The organism is Bordetella petrii, from assembly GCF_020991325.1.
Lineage (GTDB): Bacteria > Pseudomonadota > Gammaproteobacteria > Burkholderiales > Burkholderiaceae_B > Bordetella_A > Bordetella_A petrii_E.
The window spans coordinates 1-4,202 of the sequence record NZ_JAJMLX010000349.1; the positions used below are offsets into that span (position 1 = coordinate 1).

3 protein-coding genes and 1 pseudogene are annotated in these 4,202 nt (G+C 65.1%); all 4 read right to left on the bottom strand.

Going from position 1 to position 4,202, the window contains the following annotated elements:
* Positions 1-403, bottom strand: a 403-nt coding sequence (locus LPZ50_RS22595) for a response regulator (protein ID WP_230665071.1), incomplete at its 3' end; no start/stop codon positions are given.
* 11 nt (positions 404-414) lie between these two features.
* Positions 415-2,736 carry a sensor histidine kinase gene (locus tag LPZ50_RS22600; protein ID WP_230665072.1) on the bottom strand — a complete coding sequence of 774 codons (2,322 nt, stop codon included), beginning with the start codon at positions 2,734-2,736 and terminating at the stop codon, positions 415-417.
* Positions 2,733-3,314 (bottom strand): DUF4390 domain-containing protein, encoded by a 582-nt coding sequence (locus tag LPZ50_RS22605; RefSeq protein WP_230665073.1) that lies wholly within the window; start codon positions 3,312-3,314, stop codon positions 2,733-2,735. Before LPZ50_RS22605 ends, LPZ50_RS22600 begins: the two co-directional genes overlap by 4 nt.
* A 179-nt stretch (positions 3,315-3,493) precedes the next feature.
* Positions 3,494-4,150, bottom strand: a pseudogene (locus LPZ50_RS22610) (SPFH domain-containing protein); the annotation flags it as partial.
* Between the last annotated feature and the right edge of the window lie 52 nt (positions 4,151-4,202).

Genomic DNA, 4,202 nt, shown 5'->3' on the forward strand with positions numbered 1-4,202 from the left:
CAGCCAGCGGAGAGGCCGCGGGCACGGCCTGCGGCGCCCGGCCGCGAGCCAGCCCGGCCGCGATGGTTTTCAGCAGGCGCTGCAGGGTGATGGGTTTTTCGAGGAAATCCATCGCGCCGATGCGCGTAGCTTCGACCGCCGTGTCGATGGTGGCGTGGCCGCTCATCATGATGACCGGCATGTCCAGCAGGCCCTGCGAGCCCCATTCCTTCAGCAGGCTGACCCCATCGGTGTCGGGCATCCAGATGTCGAGCAGGACCAGATCGGGGCGCATGCGCAGCCGTGCGGCACGCGCTTGCGCCGCGTTTTCGGCCAGTTCGACCGTGTGACCTTCGTCGTAAAGAATCTCCGACAAAAGTTCGCGAATGCCGACTTCGTCGTCAACCACCAGAATTCTGGCCATAAACCATCCACCTATTGCGTAGCCGCATTATCCTTTTCTTGCGCGGTCGCGTCCATAGTAACGGCCCTGGACACCAATCGAGTCAGCAAGATCGATACCCGCGCCCCGCCTTCTTTGCGGTTGGCAAGGTCGATTCTGCCACCGTGCTCTTCGATGATCTTGCGCACAATTGCCAATCCTAACCCAGTACCGTGGGCCTTTGTGGTCACATAGGGCTCGAAAGCGCGTTGCATGACCTTTTGCGAGAACCCGGGGCCGGTGTCCGCCACGGTGAAACGCACGGCCGGCGCCTGGCCTTCGCCTTCGGGCGCCATCAACTGCGTGGCCACCCGCACGCGTCCCTGCTCGCCCTGTTCGGCGATGGCATCGCGCGCATTCGACAGCAGATTGTGAATAACCTGCCGCAACTGGGTGGGATCGCCCTCTATCATCGGCAGATCGGGGCCAAGCTCCACATCGAGATTCAGGCTGGCGCTCAGGCCCGCCAGCCGCGCCGGGGCCTTTTCGCCGGGTTCCCAGCCATACAAGGCCAGCACGTCGGCCACCAGCGCATTGAAATCAATGGCCTGCATCACCGCGGGCGGCGTGCGGGCATATTCGCGGAAATCGTCCACCATCTGCTTCAGCGACCCCACCTGGTTGACGATGGTATTGGTAGACCGCTGCAGCATCTGGCGGTCGGCCGGCTCCAGGCGGTCGGCCAGTTTCATGGCCAGGCGCTCGGCCGACAGCTGGATCGGGGTCAGCGGGTTCTTGATTTCGTGGGCGAGGCGGCGCGCCACCTCGCCCCAGGCCACGGTGCGGTTGGCCGAGATAACCTCGGTAATATCGTCAAAAACGACCAGATATCCGTTGCCCCGCCCGTCTACTCGCAGGTGCGTGCCGCGCGCCAGCAGGGTCAGGGGCTGGGGGGCTTCGTCCGATTCCGCCGCGGGCGCCAGCGTGATTTCGAACTGCTGCTGCCAGTGCAGGCGTTCCGAGCCCACCGCGGCGTGCTGCGAGAACGCCTGGCGCACGATCTGGATGAACTCCATCATGCCGTCCACGGTTTCCAGCGGGCGCCCGATGACCGAACGCAGGTCGGCCTGCAAAATGGACTGCGCGCCCTGGTTCACCGTGGTGACGCGGAACCCTTCGTCGAACACCAGCACCCCCGACGACAGGTTCGACAGCACGCTTTCCAGGTACACGTTCGAACGCTCGAGCTGGCGGCGGTTGCTTTCCACCATGTGGCGCGCCTCGTCCAGCTGCCGCGTCATGGCGTTGAACGAACGGGTCAGTTGCCCGATTTCATCGCGTTCGGGCGGTTCGGGCAGCGGCCGGTAGTCGCCCACGCCCACGGCCTGCGTGCCTCCGGCCAGCCGCAGCAGCGGCCGCACCAGGCGCTTGGACAAGGACAGCGCCACGGCAATGGCGGCAAACACGGCCAGCAGCAGCGACAGCGTCAGGGTGATGCCGTACAGCTTGCGCAGCCCCAGGCGCGACAGGGCCAGTTCCTGGTAGTCGCGGAAACCCTGCTGGACGCTGTTGGCATTGGAGGCGATCTGGTCCGGCACGGGCTGCAGCAGTTGCAGCCAGCGCGGTTCGGACGGCGCGGACATCAGGGTGTCGAAGCGCACCGGCGCGCCCAGCGGAACCACCACGCGCAGCACCAGGCCGTCTTTGCTTGCCGTGACGCTGGGGTCGTCGGCCTCGGCGGCCGAATAGCCGCGGCCCAGGCGCAACTGGTTAAGCACGGTGGCCGGCGGCATCTCGGGCAGCAACTGGCCGTACTGGTCGGTGGAAAACGCCACCAGCCGGCCGCTGCCCGTGAACACCATGACGTCCTGCACCCCGCTGGATTCGCGCAGGCGCGTCAGGGTCAGGGGAATATCGCTATCGGACGTGTTGTTCAGCACGGACGCCATGGCGCGCGCCTTGGCATCCATGTCGGCCAGCAGCGAATCGAGCGCCGCGCGGCCCAGGTTCAGGCCCGATTCCAGCGCGCTGTCGACCCGCACGTTGAACCACGATTCGATCGAGCGGGACATGAACTGCACCGACACGGTGTAGATCAGCGCGCCGGGCACCACCCCGATCAGGGCAAAGGCCAGCGCGAAGCGGGCCGTCATGCGGGCGCCGAACTGCCGCCGCCGGATCTGGCGCGCCAGCCGGGTGGTCAGGGCCAGCACCCACACGAACAGCGCGAACGCGAAAATGCCGTTCAGGACGAGCAGGGTGTCGTAGTAGCGGGCAAAGCGCGAGGCATTGCCGGTGGACCAGGCCAGCAGGCCCAGCAATGCCAGCCCGCTGATCGCCCCGACGATCAGGGCTACGCGCAGCAACATTTTCATGAGGGGTCCCGGGGCTCGGCCAGCGAGAACGAGAATTCAGACCACGGCGTCGCCAGCGACCACGAGCTGCTGTTCAGGGCGTTCACCTGGAAAGGCCGGGCCAGTTGGGACGTATCGAGCCGCAGGCGCATCTGGCCGCTGTATGACACACCATAGTCGAGTTCCGACACGTCCACCAGCCGCCAGTTGCGGATGTGGCGCACCATGTTCATGGCTTCGTCCAGCGACGACACGGGCAGGCTGAGTTCGCCCGCCCCCGCGCGCCATTGCCGCGTCAGGGCGTTGTAGGCCACCCGCCAGGTCAGGGAAGTATCCACCACGGTGTCGTCGAACCACCACCAGCGCGAACGGCTGATGATCAGGTCGGCCGTGAAATACAGCGGCAACCCGCGCTCGGCCGCGTCGCGCAATTGGTCGTTCAGCGCGAAGTCGACTTCGGCGTCGATCTCGAGCTTGCCATCGCGGATGACGGGCTCGATGCGGGTCACGCGCGGTTCGCTGGCCAGGGCCTGCCCGCCGCTGCCCAGCGGCAGCAGCAGGAATACCAGCAATAGCGCACAACATAAGCGAGAGATCATCTACATTCGCAACCCGATCCAGTCATTTGGCTATTCTTGGCGATTCACGGCAGCTTGGCAAACAAGGCATAGAAAAAGCCGTCATGCTGGGCCTCGGGTGTTGCGCCGAGCGCAACAGGCAGCAATTGCCCGGGCGCATCCAGGCGCCGGGCATCGGCATGGCGCCGCGCGAACGCTTCGGCCTGCCGCTCGCCTTCGGATTTCTGGATCGCTGCTTCGCGCGCACCCGACGCGAGATTGATCTGCTCCTGCTTGCGCCCTTCGGAAGCGGCAATCAGCGCACGCTTTTCGCGCTCCGCGGTGATCTGCGCCTGCATCGCGTGCAGGATTTCCTTCGGCGGCGTCAGGTCCTTGATCTCGTAGCGCAGAACCTTCACGCCCCAGTTCGCCGCGGCCTGATCGAGTGCCGACACGATGTTGTGGTTGATGAAGTCGCGCTCCTCGAACGTCTTGTCGAGTTCGAGCTTGCCGACCACCGAGCGCAACGTCGTTTGCGCGAGCTGCGTGATCGCGAGCACGAAGTTGCTCGACCCGTACGACGCCTTCATCGGGTCGGTCACCTGGAAGTACAGCACGCCGTCGACCTGCAGCTGCGTGTTGTCGCGCGTGATACAGACCTGGCTCGGCACGTCGAGCGGGATTTCCTTCAGCACGTGCCGATAGGCGATGCGATCGACGAACGGCAGCACGATATTGAGACCGGGCGACAGCGTCGCGTGATAGCGCCCGAAGCACTCGAGCACCCACGCATGCTGCTGCGGCACGATCTTCACCGTCTTCGACACGATCACGATCGCGATGACGAGCAGGACCACCCAGATGATCAGCGAATCCATGAAGTATTCCCTCCTTGTTGTATCGGCGGACGATCAGCCCGCGGGTTTCGCC

Bases quoted from the DNA above. Each gene is read 5' to 3' on its own strand.
- LPZ50_RS22600 (WP_230665072.1), bottom strand. From the start codon at position 2,736: ATGAAAATGTTGCTGCGCGTAGCCCTGATCGTCGGGGCGATCAGCGGG.
- LPZ50_RS22605 (WP_230665073.1), bottom strand. From the start codon at position 3,314: ATGATCTCTCGCTTATGTTGTGCGCTATTGCTGGTATTCCTGCTGCTG.